Annotated in this window: 17 protein-coding genes; 12 read left to right on the top strand and 5 right to left on the bottom strand. The window is 70.4% G+C overall.

The features are described 5' to 3' along the window. Window positions 1-14: 14 nt before the first annotated feature. The 4 genes from AQJ46_RS36405 to AQJ46_RS36390 all read left to right on the top strand — a co-directional run bounded on the left by AQJ46_RS36405 (window position 15) and on the right by AQJ46_RS36390 (window position 2,893). Entirely contained in the window at window positions 15-650 is a 636-nt protein-coding gene (locus AQJ46_RS36405) for an MBL fold metallo-hydrolase (protein WP_057608313.1), read from the top strand. A 30-nt stretch (window positions 651-680) separates the two neighbouring features. Continuing rightward, entirely contained in the window at window positions 681-1,460 is a 780-nt protein-coding gene (locus tag AQJ46_RS36400) for an exodeoxyribonuclease III (RefSeq protein WP_059209616.1), read from the top strand. 152 nt (window positions 1,461-1,612) lie between these two features. Next, window positions 1,613-2,020 carry a DUF6278 family protein gene (locus AQJ46_RS36395; RefSeq protein WP_057608311.1) on the top strand — a complete coding sequence of 136 codons (408 nt, stop codon included), beginning with the start codon at window positions 1,613-1,615 and terminating at the stop codon, window positions 2,018-2,020. Window positions 2,021-2,146: 126 nt separating this feature from the next. Further along, on the top strand, window positions 2,147-2,893 hold the full coding sequence (locus tag AQJ46_RS36390) for an amino acid ABC transporter ATP-binding protein (RefSeq protein WP_059209615.1): 747 nt from the start codon (window positions 2,147-2,149) through the stop codon (window positions 2,891-2,893). A 171-nt stretch (window positions 2,894-3,064) separates the two neighbouring features. On the opposite strand, the gene AQJ46_RS36385 is transcribed toward AQJ46_RS36390, so the two are convergent. Together AQJ46_RS36385 and AQJ46_RS36380 are read right to left on the bottom strand one after the other, a co-directional pair. Next, entirely contained in the window at window positions 3,065-4,630 is a 1,566-nt protein-coding gene (locus AQJ46_RS36385) for a CocE/NonD family hydrolase (RefSeq protein ID WP_059209614.1), read from the bottom strand. 116 nt (window positions 4,631-4,746) lie between these two features. Next, window positions 4,747-5,505 (bottom strand): hypothetical protein, encoded by a 759-nt coding sequence (locus AQJ46_RS36380; RefSeq protein ID WP_208617036.1) that lies wholly within the window; start codon window positions 5,503-5,505, stop codon window positions 4,747-4,749. A 144-nt stretch (window positions 5,506-5,649) separates the two neighbouring features. On the opposite strand from AQJ46_RS36380, the gene ggt reads away from it, so the two are divergent. Then, window positions 5,650-7,446 carry a gamma-glutamyltransferase gene (gene ggt / locus AQJ46_RS36375; protein WP_208617035.1) on the top strand — a complete coding sequence of 599 codons (1,797 nt, stop codon included), beginning with the start codon at window positions 5,650-5,652 and terminating at the stop codon, window positions 7,444-7,446. Between the two features lie 3 nt (window positions 7,447-7,449). Here ggt and AQJ46_RS36370 read toward each other — a convergent pair whose 3' ends face one another. From AQJ46_RS36370 to map, 3 genes are all read right to left on the bottom strand, one after another. After that, entirely contained in the window at window positions 7,450-9,972 is a 2,523-nt protein-coding gene (locus AQJ46_RS36370; RefSeq protein ID WP_059209612.1) for an ATP-dependent Clp protease ATP-binding subunit, read from the bottom strand. A gap of 158 nt (window positions 9,973-10,130) precedes the next feature. Further along, window positions 10,131-10,910 carry a sporulation protein gene (locus tag AQJ46_RS36365; protein ID WP_059209611.1) on the bottom strand — a complete coding sequence of 260 codons (780 nt, stop codon included), beginning with the start codon at window positions 10,908-10,910 and terminating at the stop codon, window positions 10,131-10,133. A gap of 45 nt (window positions 10,911-10,955) precedes the next feature. Then, the gene (gene map / locus AQJ46_RS36360; RefSeq protein ID WP_059209610.1) at window positions 10,956-11,723 is read right to left on the bottom strand and encodes a type I methionyl aminopeptidase; all 768 of its coding nucleotides are present in this window, start codon (window positions 11,721-11,723) and stop codon (window positions 10,956-10,958) included. A 32-nt stretch (window positions 11,724-11,755) separates the two neighbouring features. On the opposite strand from map, the gene AQJ46_RS36355 reads away from it, so the two are divergent. From AQJ46_RS36355 to hydA, 7 genes are all read left to right on the top strand, one after another. Beyond that, entirely contained in the window at window positions 11,756-12,007 is a 252-nt protein-coding gene (locus AQJ46_RS36355) for a helix-turn-helix domain-containing protein (protein ID WP_059209609.1), read from the top strand. A 135-nt stretch (window positions 12,008-12,142) separates the two neighbouring features. Continuing rightward, the gene (locus AQJ46_RS59125) at window positions 12,143-14,536 is read left to right on the top strand and encodes a hypothetical protein (protein WP_079072559.1); all 2,394 of its coding nucleotides are present in this window, start codon (window positions 12,143-12,145) and stop codon (window positions 14,534-14,536) included. A gap of 179 nt (window positions 14,537-14,715) precedes the next feature. Then, window positions 14,716-15,558 (top strand): nitrilase-related carbon-nitrogen hydrolase, encoded by an 843-nt coding sequence (locus AQJ46_RS36340; RefSeq protein WP_059209607.1) that lies wholly within the window; start codon window positions 14,716-14,718, stop codon window positions 15,556-15,558. Then, window positions 15,555-16,844 carry an aspartate aminotransferase family protein gene (locus AQJ46_RS36335; protein WP_057608301.1) on the top strand — a complete coding sequence of 430 codons (1,290 nt, stop codon included), beginning with the start codon at window positions 15,555-15,557 and terminating at the stop codon, window positions 16,842-16,844. The genes AQJ46_RS36340 and AQJ46_RS36335 overlap by 4 nt, the downstream gene beginning before the upstream one ends. A gap of 23 nt (window positions 16,845-16,867) precedes the next feature. Next, a complete protein-coding gene (locus AQJ46_RS36330) occupies window positions 16,868-18,418 on the top strand; it encodes a PucR family transcriptional regulator (protein WP_059209606.1) in 1,551 nt (516 codons plus the stop codon). A 155-nt stretch (window positions 18,419-18,573) separates the two neighbouring features. Then, window positions 18,574-19,416: a nitrilase-related carbon-nitrogen hydrolase gene (locus AQJ46_RS36325; RefSeq protein ID WP_057608299.1), complete on the top strand. Its 843-nt coding sequence runs from the start codon at window positions 18,574-18,576 to the stop codon at window positions 19,414-19,416. 31 nt (window positions 19,417-19,447) lie between these two features. After that, window positions 19,448-20,851 carry a dihydropyrimidinase gene (gene hydA, locus AQJ46_RS36320; protein WP_057608298.1) on the top strand — a complete coding sequence of 468 codons (1,404 nt, stop codon included), beginning with the start codon at window positions 19,448-19,450 and terminating at the stop codon, window positions 20,849-20,851. Window positions 20,852-20,855 lie beyond the last annotated feature (4 nt).

Below are 20,855 nucleotides of genomic sequence, written 5' to 3'. Positions count from 1 at the left end.
GGCAGGATGGACCCATGAAGCTCACGAAGATGTCGCACTCCTGTGTCCGTCTGGAGAAGGACGGACAGACGCTCGTCCTCGACCCCGGCGCCTTCAGCGAGGAGGACGCCGCCCTCGGCGCGGACGCGATCCTCGTCACGCACGAACACCTGGACCACTTCAGCGAGGAGCGGCTGCGGACGGCCCTGGACGCCAACCCGGCCGCGGAGATCTGGACGCTGAAGTCGGTCGCCGAGAAGATCTCCACCGCGTTCCCGGGCCGCGTGCACACCGTCGGCCACGGCGACACCTTCACCGCCGCCGGTTTCGACGTCCAGGTCCACGGCGAACTGCACGCCGTGATCCACCCGGACATCCCGCGCATCACCAACGTCGGCTACCTCGTCGACGGCGGCCGCATCTTCCACCCCGGCGACGCCCTCACCGTCCCCGACCACGCAGTCGAGACGCTGATGCTTCCCGTCATGGCCCCCTGGAGCAAGATCTCCGAGGTCATCGACTACGTCCGTGAGGTCAAGCCCCAGCGCGCCTACGACATCCACGACGCCCTCCTCACGGACCTCGCGCGCCCGGTCTACGACAACCAGATCGGCGCCCTCGGCGGCGCGGAACACCTGCGGCTGCAGCCGAGGGAGAGCACGGCACTCTGACTGTCAGTGCCGCCCGGTAGGTTGTCGGGCATGCGCATCGCGACCTGGAACGTCAACTCGATCACCGCCCGTCTCCCGAGGCTGCTGGCCTGGCTGGAGAGCACCGGCACCGATGTGCTGTGCCTCCAGGAGGCCAAGATCGCCGAGGAGCAGTTCCCGTTCGACCAGCTGCGCGAGGCGGGCTACGAGGCGGCGGTGCACGCGACCGGCCGGTGGAACGGCGTGGCGGTGATCACCCGAGTGGGCCTGGAGGACGTCGTCAAGGGCCTGGCGGGCGACCCGGGCTACGACGGCGCCCCGGAGCCCCGCGCCATCTCCGCGACCTGCGGCCCGGTCCGCGTCTGGTCGGTCTACGTGCCGAACGGCCGCGAGGTCGACCACCCGCACTACGCCTACAAGCTCCAGTGGTTCGAGGCCCTGAGGGCCGCCGTGGCGCGCGACGCCGCGGGCAGCCGCCCCTTCGCGGTCCTGGGCGACTACAACGTGGCGCCGACGGACGACGACGTCTACGACGTGGCCGCCTTCGAGGGCCTCACCCACGTCACCCCGGCCGAGCGCGCGGCCCTCGCCTCCCTGCGCGAGGCGGGCCTGTCGGACGTGGTCCCGCGGCCCCTCAAGTACGACCACCCGTTCACGTACTGGGACTACCGCCAGCTCTGCTTCCCCAAGAACCGCGGCATGCGCATCGACCTGGTGTACGGCAACGAGTCCTTCGCGAAGGCCGTCACCGACGCGTACGTCGACCGTGAGGAGCGCAAGGGCAAGGGCGCGTCCGATCACGCGCCGGTGGTCGTGGACCTGGACGTCTAGACCTCACGGCAGGGACGAAAGGTGCATCGTGCCGCCAAGGGGACATCGGCGGCACGTCACCGCACCCTGCGCGGAGTCGGTGTGAAGTCGGCCGGAAACGAGGGCCCGCGCGCCTGTGGTGCATGCGGCCGGGTGAGTGACACGCTGGGCGTATGAAGATCCCTTTTCTGGGCGGCCGGAGTGAGAAGCCCGGAACCCGCGACCCCGAGGGCATCGCCGAACTCCTCTCCGAGTGCGAGCTCCTGCGCTCCCACGCGTCCCGTTCAGGTGTCCGACTGGACGACACGGCAGCCTCGTTGGAGGCGCTCGATCAGCTGGTGCCGGGCTGGCGCGACGACGAGGAGATCCTGCTCTGGCTCGGAAACGACGCCGGGCTCTACCTGGGCACGGTCATCGTGCGGACCGTCCCCGGAGCGACCTGGGATCTGCGCTCGGACGGCCAGCCCGTGATCCGGCTGGAATCCGGCCGGGAGTTCGACGTCGTGGCCTCCGGACACGAGTGGGCCGCGAGCGGGGTGCCCGAGCTGTCCCAGCTCTACGCGGAAGTCGCCGAGGAGTGAAACCATGGCCGTAAGCGCGGCGTAAATACGGCTTATGACCGAAAAGTGCGTGTCGTTCCTCAAGTGTGATCTTGCCTCGATAAGTTGCGGCAACCACGACACAGCTGAGAGTGGGTAGGGCTGGGTATGGCCGTTGTCGATCCGTTGATCGAACTGCGTGACGTCAACAAGTACTACGGTGAGCTGCATGTCCTGCAGGACATCAACCTCACCGTCGGCAAGGGGGAGGTGGTCGTGGTCATCGGCCCTTCGGGGTCGGGCAAGTCCACGCTCTGCAGGACGATCAACCGCCTGGAGACCATCAAGTCCGGTTCCATCACGCTCGACGGGCAGCCGCTGCCCGAGGAGGGCAAGGCCCTCGCGAAGCTCCGTGCCGAGGTCGGCATGGTTTTCCAGTCCTTCAACCTGTTCGCCCACAAGACGGTCCTGCAGAACGTCTCGCTGGCCCAGGTCAAGGTCCGGGGGCGCAAGAAGGAGCAGGCCGACCGTCGCTCCCGCGAACTCCTCGACCGGGTGGGCCTCGCCGACCAGGCCGACAAGTACCCGGCCCAGCTCTCCGGCGGCCAGCAACAGCGCGTGGCCATCGCCCGTGCCCTCGCCATGGAGCCCAAGGCCCTGCTCTTCGACGAGCCCACCTCGGCCCTCGACCCGGAGATGATCAACGAGGTGCTGGAGGTCATGCGTCAACTGGCCCAGGAGGGCATGACCATGGTCGTCGTCACCCACGAGATGGGCTTCGCACGCTCGGCCGCCAACCGCGTGGTGTTCATGGACGACGGCCGTATCGTCGAGGACCGGGCCCCCGACGACTTCTTCACCAACCCCGACAGCGAGCGCGCCAGGGACTTCCTCTCCAAGATCCTCAAACACTGAGAGGAGGCGCGGCCTTGTCCTTGAACCTCGACTACGATGGTCCGCTCCTCCCCACGGTGACGGCGACCGAGCCCTCAGGGCCGCCGCTGCCGGGTTGGGGGTCCCCCCACGGCCCTTGAACCGCAGGGGGCGGCAGTCACAGAGCCATACCCGCCCGGCGCCGGCCGGAGATCACTGCTCGCGCAGCGGAATCGACACGTACGACGGGTCGTTCGACGGCGAGGAGAAGGTCAGCTGGGCGCCGGACGGGTTGTGCTCGATGTAGAGCGGGTCGACCGTGTCGACCACCATGGCCAGCCGGTGCCCTGCCGGGACGTCGTAGGCCGTGGAGAACAGCTCCAGGTCGACGCCGATCGGCTTCCCGGGCGTCTGCCCGTGGAAGGTGTAGGGCGCGTGGGAGACCAGCTTGCCGAGGCCGAGCGGCCCCACGTCGTAGAGGTAGGCGACGAGGGTGCCGCTCTCCTTGGTGGGCGTCACCGTGGTGTGCAACGTCGCGGTTCCGCGCACGTGTTGGGCGGTCGGGTACTTCTCCGACTGCCATACGGCGGCCCAGCGGCGGGGGAGCAGGGGGATCGAGGCGACCGGGGGAGCCTGGGCGATCTGGTCGAGGATGCTGGACAGGAAGACGATCCCGCCGTCGGCGCCCGAGTCGACGTTGGTGTGGATCGTGGTCGTGCCCGTAAGGGCGATCTTCTTGCGGGTCGCGCCGACCGACTTCCAGTCCGGGTAGCCCTCGTAGCCGCCGGTGGAACGGGACTTGAGCAGGACCGGCTCCTCGCGGTCGATCCCGTTGTCCACGCCCTTGAGGTAGTGGTCGAACCAGCGCTCGGTGTCGGTCCACACGTCGTTGGGCAGACCGAACAGCCCGGTCAGCTCGGCGGTGGCGTGGTCGCCGGGACGGAACTCCAGTCTCTTCGGGCCGGTCAGCTTCTCGTAGAAGTCCGCGTACTGGTTGGGCGCGAAGACCGTGTCGCCCCACGCGTTGGCCATCATGACCGCCGCGCCGTTCTGGTTCAGCTGGTCCACATATGTGGCGGCCGAACGTTTCTTCCCCCAATCGATCATCTCTTGTTCCTTCGACAGGTTCGACGCGTAGAAGTTGTCGAAGATCTGCCGGATCTCGGCGCTCTGGCGGCCGGTGACGAGGCTCGCGCCGTCCAGCAGGGCCCCGGCCTGGACGTGCTGGGTGCGGCCGGAGTAGATCGAGTCGATCAGGTCGGCCCAGCCGCTGAGGGACGCGACGGCCTTGACGCGCTTGTCCTTGGCTGCGGTGAGCAGGCTGATGCCGGCGCCGTAGGAGACGCCCGCCATCCCGATGTGCCGTTCGTCCGCGGGGGTGTTGGCGAGCGCCCAGTCGATGACCCTGGACGCGTCGGCGGTGTCGGGAGGGCCCGCCACTTCTATCTCCCCGCCCGACTGCCAGAAGCCGCGGACGTTGTAAGTGACCACGACGTAGCCGGAGTTCGCGAGCTTCTGGGCCTGGGCGAGGTACTCGACCTGCGGCAGGCCCCAGCTCGTGGGCAGGACGAGCAGCGGGTAGCGCCGGGTGCCGTCGGCTCCGGCGGGCGAGATGACGTTCGCCTTGAGGACCGTGCCGCCGTCACCGGCGATGTCGACGAAGCGGATGGCGTCCGCCGCCTGGGCGGTGGGGGCGAGTCCGAGGGCGCTACCGGCGATCAGAGTCGCGGAGACGGCGCCCACGGTGGTCGTACGCAGGGCCTTGCGAGGGTGTCCCACGGGTCACTCCCTACTCGTGTCACTGCAAAGTGACCAGACGGTAACCTCGCCGCTTTACCGGAGGTAACCCGTCGGTAAGTTACGTGGGAGTAACGATTGTTGTGGTGTGAATCAATTCAGGAGGCGCGGTGGGAGTTGCGTGGAGCGGCGGATGCCGGAAGGGGGGTCTTGGCCTCCCGGGTCACGTCCGCGACCAGCTCCACGACGTCCGGCCCGTAGGCCCCGGAGTTGACCACCTTCAACAGCAGCACGAAGGTGCTGTCACCGTACTTGCGGGTCAACCGCTCCTGGTTGCGGGCCAGATAGCGGGTCGCGGCCTGGTTGGTGATCGCGGTCTGGCCGCAGAAGAGGAAGACCGGCCGGGCGCCGTTGCTCTGGTCGACGGTGAGCCGGCCGAGGAGCGCGTACTCGGTCGTGCCGACCTCCACCCGGTAGCGCTCGGTGCCGACCTGGAAGGCGCCGCGGTCGGGGCTCGGTTCGGCGTCCACGTTCACGCGGACGCCAGGCAGCAGGGACGAAAGGTGCGCGGCCATACGGCGGTTCGAGGCCGGTCCGCCCACGCAGAACTCGGTGCGCTCGCCGAAGCCCTGCCGTGCCGCGTCGTGCGGGAGGACCTGGGCGTGTGCGTTGCAGTCCTTGATGAGGGCGGCGAGTTCCAGGAGGGCGAACACGTCGTAGCGCATCACCGCGAGGTCCGGGCCGCTCGCGCCGCGGTTCACGACCAGGAGCGACTCGGAGTTGTCCGGCAGCCCGAAGAAGGCCTGCTTGCGGCGGAGCTTCCGCTTCCACAGATACGTCCGGGCGAGCCAGCCGAGCGCGGCACTGATGCCGGCCGCCACCACGCCCAGGACGATATTGCGCACGTCGTCAGTCATGTGCGCGCATGGTAGCGGGCCGACACGGTTGGTACGTACCGGTGTTCGAAGTGTGGCATTCGCATGACACCTGACCCGATGAGGGCTGTCGGGGCCCCGGTGATGTGGTTACGCTGCGCGGACGGTCCTGGCCTGGAGGTACGGATGCGTCGCCCTGTCGCACGGAAACTGTCGGTCCTGGCGGTCTCGGCCGCCGTGGTGTCGGTGGGGGCGGCAGCGCCGCCGCAATCCACCTCGGCACCCGAGAAAGTCCCCGTCGCCGTCGGCTACGGCGGCGCCGTCTCCAGCGTCGACGCGGACGCGTCCGCCGCGGGCATCGAGGTCCTGAGGAACGGCGGCAACGCGGTCGACGCGGCTGTGGCCACCGCCGCCGCGCTCGGCGTCACCGAGCCGTACTCCTCCGGCATCGGCGGGGGCGGCTACTTTGTCTACTACGACGCCAAGTCCCGCAAGGTCCACACGATCGACGGCCGCGAGACGGCACCGCTGACCGCCGACTCCGACCTCTTCCTCGAGAACGGCAAGCCGCTCGCCTTCGCCGACGCCGTCAGCAGCGGACTGAGCGTCGGCACCCCGGGCACGCCGGCCACCTGGGCCACGGCGTTGGACCAGTGGGGCAGCAGACCGCTCGGCAACGTCCTGAAGCCCGCCGAGCGGATCGCCCGTCAGGGCTTCGTCGTCGACGACACCTTCCGCTCGCAGACCGCGTCCAACGAGACGCGGTTCCGCTACTTCCCGGACACGGCGAAGCTGTTCCTCCCGGGCGGGCAGCTGCCGGCCGTCGGCTCCACCTTCAAGAACCCCGATCTCGCCCGCACCTACGCGGAGTTGGGCCGCAAGGGCGTCGGCGCGATCTACCACGGCGACCTCGGTGACGACATCGTCGACACCGTGAACAACCCGCCCGTGGATCCGGCCTCAGGGTGGAACGCGCGGCCGGGGGACCTGTCCGAGAAGGACCTCGCGGCCTACCGGGCCAAGCTCCAGAAGCCGACCAGCACCACGTACCGAGGGCTCGGCGTCTACTCCATCGCGCCCTCCTCCTCCGGCGGCACGACGGTCGGTGAGGCCCTCAACATCCTCGAGAACACCGACCTCTCGAAGGCCAGCGAGGTCCAGTACCTGCACCACTACATCGAGGCCAGCCGGATCGCCTTCGCGGACCGCGGGCGCTGGGTCGGCGACCCCGCCTTCGAGGACGTACCGACGAAGGAGCTGCTGTCGCAGCGGTTCGCCGACTCACGGGCCTGTCTGATCAAGGACGACGCGGTGCTCACGAGTCCGCTGGCGCCGGGGAACCCGCGCGATCCCGCGGCCTGCTCGGACGGGGGTACGGCGGCTCCGACGACGTACGAGGGGGAGAACACCACGCATCTGACGGTGGCAGACAAGTGGGGGAACGTCGTCGCCTACACGCTGACCATCGAGCAGACCGGTGGCAGCGCGATCACCGTGCCCGGGCGTGGGTTCATCCTCAACAACGAGCTGACGGACTTCTCCTTCGCTCCCGCCAACCCGGCTGTTCATGACCCGAATCTGCCCGGTCCCGGCAAGCGGCCGCGGTCCTCGATCTCGCCGACGATCGTGCTCGACCGGCACAACAAGCCCGTGGTGGCGCTGGGTTCGCCCGGCGGGGCGACCATCATCACCACCGTGCTGCAGGTGCTGACCGAGTTCGTGGATCGTGGGCTGCCGCTCGTGGACGCGATCGCCGCGCCTCGGGCGAGTCAGCGCAATGCCGCGCAGACCGAGCTGGAGCCGACGCTGTACAGCAGTGGGGTGCGGTCCCAGTTGGAGGCGATCGGGCACTCGTTCAAGCTGAATCCGGAGATCGGGGCGGCGACAGGCGTGCAGCGACTGCCGGGCGGGAAGTGGTTGGCGGCCGCTGAGACCGTCCGCCGGGGCGGCGGCTCCGCGCAAGTGGTGCACCCCGCGCCGTAGTGCCTACGCAGTCGCGGTGAACGTCAAGCCGCCTGACTCCGTGTCCACCGTCACCCGGCCGCCGTCCGCGATCCTGCCGTCCAGGAGGAGACGGGACAGTTGGTTGTCCACCTCCCGCTGGATCGTGCGGCGCAGCGGCCGGGCGCCGTACTCCGGCTGGTAGCCGCGTTCGGCGAGCCAGTCCACCGCGCTGTCGGTGAAGTCGACCGACACGCCCTGGGCGTGCAGCAGGCGGCGGGTCCGCTCCAGCAACAGCTTGGTGATCTCGCGGAGTTGATCGCCCGTCAGCTGCCGGAAGACGACGATCTCGTCGATGCGGTTCAGGAACTCGGGTCGGAAGTGCTCGCGCAGGGGGCGCATGATCCGCTCCCGGCGGGCCTCCTCGTCCGAGTCCGCTCCGCCCGGCCCGAAGCCGACGCCCGCGCCCTTGCGGGTGATCGCCTCCGAGCCCAGGTTGCTCGTCATCACGATCACGGTGTTGGTGAAGTCGACCGTGCGGCCCTGGGAGTCGGTCAGCCGTCCGTCGTCCAGGACCTGGAGGAGGATGTTGAACACGTCCGGGTGGGCCTTCTCCACCTCGTCCAGGAGCAGCAGCGAATAGGGGTGCCTGCGGACCACCTCGGTGAGCTGGCCCGCCTCCTCGTGGCCGACGTATCCAGGCGGGGCGCCCACCAGACGGCTGACCGTGTGCCGCTCCTGGTACTCGCTCATGTCCAGCCGGACCATGCGCTCCTCGCTGCCGAACAGGGACTCGGCGAGAGCGCGGGCCAGTTCGGTCTTGCCGACGCCCGTCGGGCCGAGGAAGAGGAAACTGCCGATCGGGCGGTCCGGGCTCGCGAGGCCCGCGCGGGAGCGCAGTACGGCGTCCGAGACGACCCGTACGGCCTCGTCCTGGCCGACCACCCGCTCGTGCAGGTGCTGCTCCAGGCCGAGCAGCCGGTCCTTCTCCTCCTCGGTGAGGCTGCTGACCGGGATGCCCGTCAGCCGGGACACCACCTGGGCGATGGCCTCCGCGGTGACCTCCAGGTTCTGGCCCTCGTCGGCCTCGTCGTGCCCGTTGGCCTCGCCGATGCGCTGCTTCAACTCCACGATACGGTCGCGCAGTTGGGTGGCCTGCTCGTACTGCTCGTCGGCGACCGCCTGGTCCTTGTCCCGGGTCAGCTGCTCGACCTCGCGCTCCAGGGCCCGTACGTCGGTGCCCTTGGTCCGCGCGCGAAGGCGTACCCGTGCCCCCGCCTGGTCGATGAGGTCTATCGCCTTGTCCGGCAGGCGGCGGTCGGGGAGATAGCGGTCGGACAGCTCCACGGCGGCGACCAGTGCCTCGTCGGTGTAGCGGACCTGGTGGTGGGCCTCGTAGCGGTCGCGCAGCCCGCGCAGGATCTCGATCGCGTCCCCCGCGGTGGGCTCCGGCACCAGGATCGGCTGGAAGCGGCGGGCCAGGGCCGCGTCCTTCTCGATCCTGCGGAACTCCTCCAGCGTGGTCGCGCCCACGATGTGCAGCTCGCCGCGGGCCAGGGCGGGCTTGAGGATGTTTCCGGCGTCCAGCGAGCCGCCCTCGCCGCCCCCGCCCGCGCCGACGACCGTGTGCAGCTCGTCGATGAAGACGATCAGCCGGTCGGAGTTGTCGCGGATCTCGCCCACGATGTTCGTCAGGCGCTCCTCGAAGTCGCCCCGGTAGCGGGTGCCGGCCACCACCCCGGTCAGGTCGAGGGCGAAGACCCGGCGCCCGGTCAGCACGTCGGGCACGTCCCCGTCGACGATCCGCTGGGCCAGGCCCTCCACGATGGCGGTCTTGCCGACCCCCGCGTCACCGATGAGCACCGGGTTGTTCTTGCCGCGCCGGGACAGCACCTCGATGGTCTGCTCGATCTCCTCGTCCCGTCCGATCACCGGGTCGATACGTCCCTGGCGGGCCAGGTCGGTGAGATCGCGGCCGTACTTGTCGAGCGTGGGCGTGCCCGTGCTGCGCGGTGCCTCGCCACGGGGCTGTCCGGGATCCGGGGCCGTCTCGGGAGGCAGACCGGTGGAGGAGAACCGCGCCGAGTTCAGGATGTGCCCGGCGGCCGAGTCGGGGTTCGCGGCCAGGGCGCTCAGGACGTGCTCCGGGCCGATGTAACCGGCGCCCCGGGCCCGGGCCAGGTCGTGTGCGTCCAGCAGGGCCCGCTTGGCGGCCGGGGTGAGGGACAGCGAGGTGGGTGGAGGGGCCTCCTCCGGCTGGTGCTGGACGGGGCCGGAGCGTTCGTCGATCTCCGAGGCGAGCGAGTCGGGATCGGCACCGGCCCGGCTCAGCAGGGTCCGGGTCGGCTCGGCGGCGAGCGCGGCCCGCAGCAGGTGCTGGGTGTCCAGATCCCGGCTGCCGTGCTCGGCGGCGTACTGGGCGGCGCCTCGCACCAGCTCCCGGGCCGGCTGGCTCAGCAGCTGGCCGATGTTGATCTGCCGGGGGCCTGGACGCGGTCCGCCGAAGAAACGGGCGAGAAACTCTCCGAAGGCGTCATAGCCTTCCGGTCCGCTGAATCCGCTGGTCATGGCGTTCCCATCCGGCATCCCCATGGGGGTCCCCCGGGCCGAGGCCGTTCGAGGACTGGGGGAGGGCCGGGGATGCCCTCGCTGATCGACGTGCCGGGGCCGGGTAACCCGGGTGTCAGCCGGTTACACCTTCGCACGGATGGGGGAGCGGGGCACTTTCAGCGGTCGGCCGGCCATGCCGGACTGCTCAGCACCGCGCGGACCTGCGGCCGCCAGTCGACGGTGCCGACCTCGTGATGTGCGGCGGGGAAACAGCGGGCGGGCGGCTTGTCCTCCCAGTACCGCTCGTCGGGCGCGGCCCGCCGGACATGGACCATGGCGCCGACGGCGTTGGTCTGGAAGGTGACCTCCAGCGCGTCCGGCCGGTCCGGGCCGGGAACGTGGCCCGTGAGCAGGAAGGTCTGGATGATGCCCAGACGCTGTTCGGTGCCCGGGACATCGCCCTCGACGACCTCCGCCGCGTCGCAGAGATAGCCCTCCTCGGCGAACAGGTCGAGGAGGGTCTCGTGCAGCGGCAGCGCCGAGACGTGCAGCAGGTCTTCGTCGACGTCGATGCCGTCGTCACCGTCGTCGCGCGTGATCCGGCTCCGCACGGAGAGTGCGACGCCCAGCGCCCGTCCGCCGAGTTCGCTCGGCGGGGTCTCCCAGGGCAGCCGCTGCGAGAACGTGAGCCGCCGCTCCTCGCCCTTGCGCAGGGTGAGTCGACCCGGCTCGGCCGAGTGCGTGTCGATCTCGTACGTGCTCCGCCGGCCGTCGTGGTCGGTGCACCGGACGTGGATGTGCAGGTCGACGTAGTCGATGTACGTGTCGCGCCGACCGCCCCTGAGGAGGACCTCGCCCCTCAACTCGCCGCCGGGCAGCGCCGGGCCGGGGATGTGTGTGTCCACCTCGATCGCGTCGCCGGTGTCCCCGACCCCGAACAGCCGCTTGAACCCCACGTGCGCCCCTCCCCGAGCCCGCGATGACCAGGGACGCAGGCTAACTCAGCGCGCCGTCAGGACGCGTGGGCCCGCGTCCGTGATCGCCACGGTGTGCTCGGTGTGTGCCGCCCGCGAACCGTCGTTGGTCTTCAGCGTCCAGCCGTCCGGCGCGGCGTGGTATTCATCCGTGCCGCCGGCGATGAGCATCGGCTCGATCGCGAGCACCATGCCGTGCCGCAGTGCGAGGCCCCGTCCCGGGCGCCCTTCGTTCGGCACCGGCGGGTCCTCGTGCATACGGCGGCCGATGCCGTGTCCGCCGAAGTCGTCCATGATGCCGTAGCCGCCGCCCCGGCACACCGTGCCGATCGCGTGCGCGATGTCCCCGATGCGGTTGCCCACGACCGCCGCCGCGATCCCGGCCGCCAGCGCCTGCTCAGCGGCCTCGATCAGCCGGACGTCGGCGGGGCGCGGCCTGCCGACCGTGAAACTGATCGCCGAATCACCGGCCCAGCCGCCGAGTTGGGCACCGCAGTCGATCGAGACGAGGTCGCCGTCGCGCAGCCGGTAGCCGGTGGGGATGCCGTGCACGATCGCGTCGTTCACGGAGGCGCAGATGACGGCGGGGAAGGGGGTGGTGGCGAAGGAGGGGCGATAGCCGAGGAAGGGCGAGGACGCCCCGGCCTCCCGCAGCACCCCACGCGCCACCTCGTCCAGCTCCAAGAGGGAAACACCCACGTCAGCGGCTTTTTGTACGGCGGTCAGGGCGCGCCCGACCACCTGTCCCGCCTCATACATGGCCTCGATCGATGTGTCTGTCTTCAGCTCCACCATGCCAATTACTATACCGGTATTAGAATGGGGGCATGGTGCGCACCCCTCTCACTCCCGAAGAACACGAACGCGGCGAGCGGCTCGGCCGGCTGCTGCGCGAAGCCCGTGGCGGCCGCAGCATGGCCGAGGTCGCGGGGAGTGCCGGGATCTCCCCGGAGACCCTCCGGAAGATCGAGACCGGGCGGGCTCCCACCCCGGCGTTCTTCACGGTGGCCGCGCTTGCCCGGGCCCTCGGGCTCTCCATGGACGAGCTGGCCGGACTGTGCGTGTTGGCGGGCGTGTGACGGAAGTTCGCTCACCGGTCCGGGAGCGCGTCAGGAGGCTCCTGCTGCTCCTTTGCAAACTGGCTGTAGCCCGTTCGTAACACAGCTGGTGTTGCCTTACGGACCGGAGTGCTCCGGTCTAACGGGAGTTGAGCGATGGCAGTGGATCAACTCCCGGGGCGGCTGCGGGAGTTCGTGGCCTACCTGGACGGCTTGCTCGTGCGCCTGGATCAGGGCGGGGGCTGGTGCGCGGTGTTCTGGCAGCGCGACCCGGACGGTATGCAAGCCTGCCTCGACGGCCGTGAGGTGCCGCCCTGGGACGTGGTCGAGTCCCTCCTTCAGGATCTCGCCGCGGCATACGGCCCAGAGGTGGCCCACGGCGAGGCGGAACGGGCCCGCCCCCTGCACGCCGCCGCCCAGGCCGCCCACGATGCCCGCCCCGGCGGCCGGGACGCTCTCGGCGACCGCTTCGACGTCATGCTCCGCGAACAGCGCTACGCCGCGGAACGCCAGGCCGAGTTGGGCCGCCTGCTCGCCACCGCCACCACCCAGGAGGAGGCCGACGCCATCCGCCTCGACCTCGCCTGGGCCCGCGACGACCACGAGCGCGCCGTCCGCCGCTGCGCCGAACTCCAGTCCCGGATGGCCGAGTTGGACGGCCGGTCGATGGGCGGCCGGGGCCGGGCGATCCGGCGGGGCCAGGTCGCGGACGGTGGAGCGTTCAGGGAGGCGTACGGAGACGAGGGCGACGCCTTCGGGGCCGGCGGGCATGCGCCCGGCGGCACCGGGGGAGGCAGGCTTGCCGACGGCTACGGGGGTGACGTGGCTGGGGTCGGTGGTCATGGAGCGGGCGGTACCGGGGTTGGTGGTCGTGGGCTGGGCGGCTATGGCGGTGAGGCCGCTGGGGTCGGTGGTCATGGAGCAGGTGGTACCGGGGTTGGTGGTCGTGGGCTGGGCGGCTACGGCGGTGGCGTCGCTGAGGGCGGTGGGCACGTAGCCGGTGGCACCGGGGTCAGGGGGCGTGAAGCCGGCCACCACGGGGATGCCGCGGCTGGATTCGGTGGCCACGAGTCGGGCGTCCGCGGAGCCGAGGGCCGAGGCGGCGAGTTCCCGGACATGCCCCAGCAGCGCGACACCACGTCGACCACAGGCACCGAAGCGACCCGCGGCGGACCCGCCGAGCAGTGGCCGGGCTCCGCCGAAGCGGCCCGCTCGGGTCACGCTCCGCAGGGGTCGGCTGCTGCCGGAGTGGCTGGTCCGGGGCGCGCGCCGCGGTGGTCGGATGCTGCCGAAGCCACTCGCTCGAGGCACGCTCCGCAGGAGGGGCCGGCTCCCGCCGGGGAGGACGGCGCAGGGCACGCCCCGCGATGGTCGACTCCCGCCGGTGTGGAGGGCCCTGGGCGAACCCCCCAGTGGTCGGATTCGGCGGATGAGGCCGGTCCGGGGCGTGCTCCGCAGTGGTCGGACTCGGCGGAAGAGGCTCGTTCGGGTCGTGCCGCGCAGTGGTCGGACTCGGCCGAAGCAGCCCTCCCGGGACGAACCCCCCAGTGGTCGGACTCGGCCGAAGTGGCCCGTCCGGGGCGTACCCCGCAGTGGTCGGGCTCCGCCGAAGCGGGCCGTTCGGGATACAGCTCGCATTCCTCCGCTCCCGCCGACGCAACCCGCCCCGGCCCGCACCAGCACGGCGAGCCCGACGCGTCCCACACGACATACGCCCCGTACCAGCAGGCCTCGCCCGCAGTCACCCGCCCCGACGCCGAGGCCCCGCAGCAGCCGACCCCCGCCGCCCAACCGCCGGAGGCCCCCGCGCTCACGAACAAGCGCAAGCGCCGCCGTGGCAGTGCCCGTTTCGCCGGTATGGCCGAGGAGGGCGGCGCCCCCGTCGTCGTACCCCCGGCAGCCGTGCCCGATCTGCCCACCGGGCCCGTGTCGAAGGGGCGCACCCCGCGCGGGGCCCGTTTCGCCGGGGCCGCGGAGGCGGCGGAGGAGCGGTCGGGACAGCCGGGCGAGGCCGCGGACGTGGCCGCTCGGAGGGAAACCGCCGACACCATCGCGACGCTGACGCGGCTGCGCGCGGAGGGCCGGACCGGTGAGGCGCACGCACTGCTCGCCGAGGTCGCCCACTGGCCCGCCGACCGCTTTCCGCTGCTCGCCGCGGAGCTTCAGCACGCCGGGCTCCGCGCCGACTGGGCGGCCCTGCTGTGGGAGGCCGCCTCGCTGCCCGCCGACCGGCTGGTGGCGGCGGCCGACGCGCTGGTCGCGGCCGGGCGCAGCGCGGACGGGGAACAGGTGCTCCGGCAGGGCGTCGCACGGCCCGCGGGTGAGATCGGCACCGCCGTGCTCGGGCTGGTCGCCGAAGGCCGTCGTCGTGAGGTCTCCGCGCTCCTCGACGCCTACGTCCGGGTCCGCACCCCCGAGGAGGCCGCCCGCAGCGCCGAGCCCGGCCCGCAGACCCTCGTACCGCTCCTGCTGGCCGCCGCGCGAGGCGTCTCGGACGAGCGGCACTGGGACCTGGTCCACGCCCTGCGGGTCGCCGGATTCTCCGCCTGACAGGTCCTCCACAACCCACTGACCGGCCGCGTCACTCCTCCACTGGAGTGTGAAACGTGATCGACTTCGCGGGTTAACGACGATGGTCTTGGCAAGCCTCTCCAGGAGGCTTACGTTCGTCCCTCTACGGCTATATCTACGGGCGTAGAGGCTCTGACGTCCCGCCGAAGGAGCAGCTCATGGCCAACGTCGTACGTGCCGCTCTGGTCCAGGCCACCTGGACCGGCGACACCGAGTCCATGGTGGCGAAACACGAGGAGCACGCCCGCGAGGCGGCCCGACAGGGCGCGAAGATCATCGGGTTCCAGGAAGTGTTCAACGCCCCCTACTTCTGCCAGGTCCAGGAACCGGAGCACTACCGCTGGGCCGAGCCGGTGCCCGACGGCCCCACCACGAGTCGTATGCAGGAACTCGCCCGCGAGACCGGCATGGTGATCGTCGTGCCGGTGTTCGAGGTCGAGCAGTCCGGCTTCTACTACAACACCGCGGTCGTGATCGACGCCGACGGCAGCGTCCTCGGCAAGTACCGCAAGCACCACATCCCGCAGGTCAAGGGCTTCTGGGAGAAGTACTACTTCAAGCCCGGCAACCTCGGCTGGCCGGTCTTCGACACCGCCGTGGGCAAGGTCGGCGTCTACATCTGCTACGACCGCCACTTCCCGGAGGGCTGGCGGCAGCTGGGCCTGAACGGCGCCCAGCTCGTCTACAACCCGTCCGCCACGCACCGGGGACTCTCCTCCCACCTGTGGCGCCTGGAGCAGCCCGCGGCCGCCGTCGCCAACGAGTACTTCGTCGCCGCGATCAACCGGGTCGGCGTCGAGGAGTACGGGGACAACGACTTCTACGGGACGTCGTACTTCGTCGACCCGCGCGGCCAGTTCGTCGGGGACACGGCGAGCGACAAGGAGGAGGAACTGGTCGTCCGCGACCTGGACTTCGACCTCGTCGACGAAGTACGCCAGCAGTGGGCGTTCTACCGCGACCGCCGCCCCGACGCCTACGAAGGGCTGGTGCAGCCGTGACCGAGGACCTGCTGGGACGTCACCGTGCCGTCCTGCCCGACTGGCTCGCCCTCTACTACGAGGACCCGCTGGAGATCACACACGGCGAGGGCCGGTACGTGTGGGACGCCGAGGGCAACAAGTACCTCGACTTCTTCGGCGGCATCCTGACCACGATGACCGCGCACGCCCTGCCCGAGATCACCAAGGCGGTGAGCGAACAGGCCGGGCGGATCATCCACTCGTCGACCCTGTACCTGAACCGGCCGATGGTCGAACTCGCCGAGCGCATCGCCCAGTTGTCCGGCATCCCGGACGCCCGGGTCTTCTTCACCACCTCCGGCACCGAGGCCAACGACACCGCCCTGCTGCTCGCCACCACCTACCGCCGCAGCAACACGATCCTGGCGATGCGCAACAGCTACCACGGCCGCTCCTTCAGCGCGGTCGGCATCACCGGCAACCGCGGCTGGTCACCCACCTCGCTGTCCCCGCTCCAGACGCTGTACGTCCACGGAGGCGTGCGCACCCGCGGCCCGTACGCCTCCCTCGGCGACGACGACTTCATCGCGGCCTGCGTCGACGACCTCAAGGACCTGCTCGGCCACACCCGCCCGCCCGCCGCCCTGATCGCCGAGCCGATCCAGGGCGTCGGCGGCTTCACCTCCCCGCCCGACGGCCTCTACGCGGCCTTCCGCGAGGTGCTCGACGAGCACGGCATCCTGTGGATCGCCGACGAGGTGCAGACCGGCTGGGGCCGCACCGGCGACCACTTCTGGGGCTGGCAGGCGCACGACCGGTCGGGTCCGCCGGACATCCTCACCTTCGCCAAGGGCATCGGCAACGGCATGTCCATCGGCGGGGTGGTGGCCCGCGCCGAGATCATGAACTGCCTGGACTCCAACAGCATTTCGACGTTCGGCGGCACCCAGATCACCATGGCGGCCGGCCTCGCGAACCTGACGTATCTCCTGGAACACGACCTGCAGGGCAACGCCCGGCGCGTCGGCGGGCTGCTCATCGAGCGGCTGCGGGCCGTCGCGGCGCAGGTTCCGGGCGTGCGGGAGGTGCGTGGGCGTGGGCTCATGCTCGGCGTCGAGCTGGTGAAACCCGGCACGGACGAAGCCGACCCGCAGGCCGCGTCCGCCGTGCTGGAGGCGGCCCGCGCCGAAGGGCTGCTCCTGGGCAAGGGCGGCGGGCACAACACCAGCGCCCTGCGGATCGCCCCGCCCCTGTCCCTGACCGTCGCGGAGGCCGAAGAGGGCGCCGCGATCCTCGAACACGCTCTGAGGAGCACCATCCAGTAGGTCCACAGCGAGGGAACACCGTCATGAGCACCACCTTGGAGCCCCTGGAGTCCTTGGCGCCGACCCTGTCGGTCCGTCAGGTCCTCATGCTGGAACGGGTCCTCGCCGGGGAGCCCGAGGTGGTGGCCGGCGCCGGCCAGCTCGACCGGGCCGTGCGCTGGGTGCATGTGGCGGAGGCCGCCGACGTCGGCGTCATGCTCAGCGGCGGCGAGATGGTCCTCACCACCGGAGTGCTGCTCGCCGGTGACGACGACAAGCAGGCCGAGTACATCCGGTCCCTGCACCGCGCGGAGGCCGCGGCCGTGGTCCTCGGACTCGGCCGCGCCTTCCCGGCCCCGCCGGACGTGATGCGCCGGGCCGCCGAGCGGTGCGGGCTGCCCATGGTCGTCCTCCACCGGCCCTTCCCCTTCGCGGAGTTGACGGAGGAGGTCCAAGCCCGGCTCATCCGGCGGAAGTTCGCCGCCGTCAGCATGTCCGAGGCCGTGCGCACCGCCCTCACCGGACTCATCACCGCGGGCGCCCCGCTCCAGCGGATGCTCGACGAGATCGCCCACCACAGCGGCTGTCCCGTCGTCGTCACCAACCTCGCCCACCGCGTCCTCGCCACCGCGGGCGAGCGCTCCGCGGTGGACGACGTGCTGCGCGACTGGGAACGCATCGCCCGCCAGGCCGGCGGCAGCGAGGGCGACGGCTGGATCCGCGCCGAACTGGGCGGCCGCGGGGAGCGCTGGGGCCAGATCATGCTGTGCGGCTACCGGGGCGACACCGCCACCGGGCGGCTGCTCGCCGACCGCGCCGCCGAAGCCCTCGTCCTGCACCGCATGCTGGGCGGCACCTCCGCCCACACCTGGGAGGAGCAGTCCGCGCAGAGCCTGCTGACCGATCTGGTCAGCGGGGTCGTACCGGCGAGGCAGCTGCTGCCCCGCGCGCGGGCGGCCGGACTGCCCGTCAACCGGCGCACCTTCGTGCCGCTCGTCGTGCGGGACGGCGATCCGGCCGAACTCGACCGGGTGCTACGGCTGTTGGGCCTGCCCGGCATCGTCGCCGAGCTCGCCGACGGGGCCACCGCCGTACTGCTGAGCCTGGCCAGAGACCAGGACGCCACCGTGCTCACGGCGAACTTCGCGGCCCGGCTGTCGGGGACGGTCGTGGCGGCAGCGGATCCAAGGACCGCCTGGGACGACGTTCCCGCCGGTATGCGTGAGGCCCGGCATGTCGCGGACGCCGTCGCCTCGGGGGCCCTCGATCTCCCGGCCGTCGTCCGCCTCAAGGACGTCCATCTGCGCGGACTGATCCGGCTGTTGCGCGACGACCCGCACGTCCAGTCCTTCGCCGAGCGCGAGCTGGACGGGCTGCTGTGCGGGCCGGGAGCCGATCTGCTGGCGGTGCTGCGCACCTATCTCGCCACCGGCCGCAACAAGTCCCGCACCGCCCAGCTCCACCACGTCTCCCGCCCCGCGCTCTACCGGCGGCTGGAAGCGATACAGGGCCGCCTCGGGGTCGACCTCGACGACTTCGAACAGGCGGCCTCGGTGCACATCGCGCTTCTCGCACACGACGCGCAACAGGGCTGAAACATGCCACGACCTGGGAAAACGGCGGTGAAACATGGGCTCACGACAGGGTGACACCGTGGCACGCCCAAGGCCCGCAGACGTGACACCGTGCAACTCAAAGCCGGTTTTCGGACTTCCTAGTCTTCTCGCACACCGAGTGACCGGAGGTCCCGATGAGCAGAGTGATTCGTGCCGCCCTCTTCCAGACCGCGTGGACGGGCGACAAGGAGTCGATGATCCAGGTACACGAGCAGGCGGCCCGGGACGCGGCCGCGCAGGGTGCTCAGGTCCTGTGCTTCCAGGAGCTGTTCTACGGGCCGTACTTCTGCCAGGTCCAGGACAAGGCGTTCTACGAGTACGCCGAGCAGATTCCGGACGGCCCGATCGTCAAGCGGTTCCAGGCGCTGGCCAAGGAACTGGGCATCGTCCTCATCCTGCCGATGTACGAGGAGGAGCAGCCCGGCGTCCTCTACAACACCGCCGCGGTGATCGACGCGGACGGCTCGTACCTCGGCAAGTACCGCAAGCACCACATCCCCCAAGTACCGGGATTCTGGGAGAAGTTCTACTTCCGACCCGGCAACCTCGGCTGGCCGATCTTCGACACCAAGGTCGGGAGGATCGGCGTGTACATCTGCTACGACCGCCACTTCCCCGAGGGCTGGCGGGCGTTGGGCCTGGCCGGTGCCGAGATCGTCTTCAACCCGTCGGCCACCTCGCGCGGCCTGTCCGCCTACCTGTGGCAGCTGGAGCAGCCGGCCGCGGCCGTCGCCAACGAGTACTTCATCGGTGCCATCAACCGGGTGGGCGTCGAGGAGCTGGGCGACAACGACTTCTACGGGACGACGTACTTCGTCGACCCGGAGGCCCAGTTCGTCGGCGAGGTGGCGAGCGACAAGGAGACCGAACTGGTCGTCCGGGACCTGGACATGGCCAAGCTGCGGGAAGTCCGCGACCGCTGGCAGTTCTACCGCGACCGCCGTCCGGACGCCTACCCCCCGCTGACCGCACCCTGACCGAACCGTCCACTCTGGCAGGAGAGGGAACATGAGCAGCCGTACCGTCATCCGCGGTGGCCTCGTCATCACCGCGTCCGACGAGATCCACGCCGACGTGCTGATCGAGGACGGCCGCATCGCCGCCCTCGCCGCCTCGGGCACCTCGGCAGCCGAGTCGTTCACAGCCGACCGGACCATCGACGCCACCGGGAAGTACGTCATCCCCGGTGGCGTCGACGCCCACACCCACATGGAGCTGCCGTTCGGCGGCACCTTCGCCTCCGACACCTTCGAGACCGGCACCCGAGCCGCCGCCTGGGGCGGCACGACCACGATCGTCGACTTCGCGGTGCAGAGCGTCGGCCACTCACTGCGCGAGGGCCTGGACGCCTGGCACGCCAAGGCCGAGGGCAACTGTGCCATCGACTACGGCTTCCACATGATCGTCTCCGATGTGAACCAGGAGACGCTCAAGGAAATGGACCTGCTGGTGGGGGAGGGGGTCACCTCCTTCAAGCAGTTCATGGCCTACCCGGGCGTCTTCTACTCCGACGACGGCCAGATCCTGCGCGCCATGCAGCGCTCCGCCGAGAACGGCGGCCTGATCATGATGCACGCCGAGAACGGCATCGCGATCGACGTGCTGGTCGAGCAGGCGCTGGCGCGCGGCGAGACCGACCCCCGCTATCACGGGGAGGTACGCAAGGCCCTCCTCGAGGCCGAGGCCACCCACCGCGCCATCAAGCTCGCGCAGGTCGCCGGCGCGCCCCTCTACGTCGTGCACGTCTCGGCCATGGAGGCAGTGGCCGAGCTGGCGCGCGCACGTGACGAGGGGCTCAACGTCTTCGGCGAGACCTGCCCGCAGTATCTGTTCCTGTCGACGGACAACCTCGCGGAGCCGGACTTCGAGGGCTCGAAATACGTGTGCTCAACTCCCCTGAGGCCGAAGGAACACCAGGCCAAGCTCTGGCAGGGACTGCGCACCAACGACCTCCAGGTCGTCTCCACCGACCACTGCCCCTTCTGCTTCGTGGGCCAGAAGGAGCTCGGCCGCGGCGACTTCTCGAAGATCCCCAACGGCCTCCCCGGCGTCGAGAACCGCATGGACCTGCTCCACCAGGGCGTCGTCGACGGTCACATCTCGCGCCGCCGCTGGATCGAGATCGCCTGCGCCACCCCGGCCCGGATGTTCGGCATGTACCCGAAGAAGGGGACCATCGCCCCGGGCGCCGACGCCGATGTCGTCATCTACGACCCGCACGCCGAGCAGATCGTCTCCGCCGAGACCCACCACATGAACGTCGACTACTCGGCGTACGAAGGAAAGCGCCTCACGGGCCGCGTCGAGACGGTTCTCTCGCGCGGCGAACTCGTCATCACCGAGCGGGAGTACACCGGGCACGCCGGGCACGGAACGTACACCCCTCGGTCCACCTGTCAGTACCTCAACTAGGAGT

Origin of the sequence: Streptomyces canus (genome assembly GCF_001514145.1) — a bacterium.
Taxonomy (GTDB): domain Bacteria; phylum Actinomycetota; class Actinomycetes; order Streptomycetales; family Streptomycetaceae; genus Streptomyces; species Streptomyces canus.
The sequence above is the reverse complement of the archived record's forward strand: the minus strand, read 5'-3'. Positions and strand labels throughout refer to the sequence as shown.